This window comes from Rhodococcus sp. GQ147, assembly GCF_059759155.1.
In genome coordinates this window covers 1-1,383 of sequence record NZ_JCAXDU010000058.1, presented here as the reverse complement: position 1 = coordinate 1,383, position 1,383 = coordinate 1, and the positions used below count along the sequence as shown (strand labels likewise).

The window sequence follows — 1,383 nt, the reverse complement described above, 5'->3', positions numbered from 1 at the left end:
TCTTCACTATGGATCTCGTGGACCGGTTGGTCTGACTCCTTGATGGGCGTGACGGTCTCGGCTCGGTGGGCGCAGGATGGGTCTGGTGGGCGGGTCTGGCTCACGGCTCTTCTGACGCCACTGCAGGTTGGTGGCTGTCCTGTCTGCGACGTGTCGACCGGCTCGGCTCACTCGTTTGAGTGCAGCCCGGCGGGCCGTCATGTCCTGATAGGAGTCTGGCGAGATCCCCGATAGTGAACTGACTGACGCCCGGCCGGACTGCGCACCCGACAAGATGGAAGGGCGCAGTCCCATGGTGAATCAGGATCACCTCGAGGTCTACGGCGGAATCGATACCCACGCCGACACCCACCACGTCGCAGCGATCGATGCCACCGGACGACGACTGGCAGATGTACAGGTCCCAGCGACCGCGGCCGGCTACCAGGCGGCGTTGCGGTTCCTGCGGTCCTGGCCTGGGCTGGTGAAGGTAGGCATCGAGTGCACCGGCTCGTACGGGGCTGGGGTCAGTCGTGCGATGCAGGTCGCGGGCATCGCGGTCAGTGAGGTCAACCGCCCCAACCGGTTCGATCGCCGGATTCGCGGCAAGAGCGATCCCTTCGACGCCTATTCGGCCGCTGAGGCGGTGCTGTCGGGTCGAGCCAGCGCCGCACCCAAGGGTGGCGATGGGTTGGTGGAGTCGCTCCGGGTGCTGCGCACCTCGAGGTCGTCTGCACTGACCGCCAGGACAGCGACGATCAACCAGATCAAGGGCATGCTGATCACGGCGCCAGAGGAGCTGCGTTCGCGTTACCGGGGCCTGTCGAACACCAAGTTGATCGCTGCGCTGGCGGCGTCACGACCGACACCTGCGCCGGTGACCGCAGCCGAGGCCACGGCCTACAGCCTGCGGCTGCTGGCGCGGCGCTGGCAAGCACTGACCGAGCAGATCGAGGACTTGTCCGGGCACCTGCAACGGCTACTCGAAGACCATGCCCCGGACCTGATGAGCGTCTTCGGCTGCGGCCGAGACACCGTGGCGCAGCTGCTGATCACCGCCGGCGACAACCCTGACAGGCTACGCTCGGAAGCCGCGTTCGCGGCACTGGCCGGAGCCTGTCCGATACCGGCGTCGTCGGGCAAGACCAACCGTCACCGACTCAACCGCGCAGGCGACCGGCAGGCGAACTCAGCGCTCTACCACATCGTGCTCGTGCGGCTGCGCTACGACCAGCAGACCCGTAACTACGCGACACGACGGATCGCGGAAGGCAAGACGAAGATGGAAATCATCCGCTGCCTGAAACGGTATCTCGTTCGGCAGCTCTATCCACTCATCGTCCAGACGCTGCAGCCTCGACGCCAAACGACCGCCGCTTGACAGCAAGTCAATAGGAGTGTCGC

The 1,383-nt window shown here is 65.6% G+C and carries 1 protein-coding gene; it reads left to right on the top strand.

The window, feature by feature from the left end:
• Positions 1 to 292 precede the first annotated feature (292 nt).
• Positions 293 to 1,360 (top strand): IS110 family RNA-guided transposase, encoded by a 1,068-nt coding sequence (locus AC6CID_RS24995; protein ID WP_064061575.1) that lies wholly within the window; start codon positions 293 to 295, stop codon positions 1,358 to 1,360.
• Positions 1,361 to 1,383 lie beyond the last annotated feature (23 nt).

Coding starts and splice junctions, on each gene's coding strand:
- AC6CID_RS24995 (WP_064061575.1), top strand. CDS start 293: ATGGTGAATCAGGATCACCTCGAGGTCTACGGCGGAATCGATACCCAC.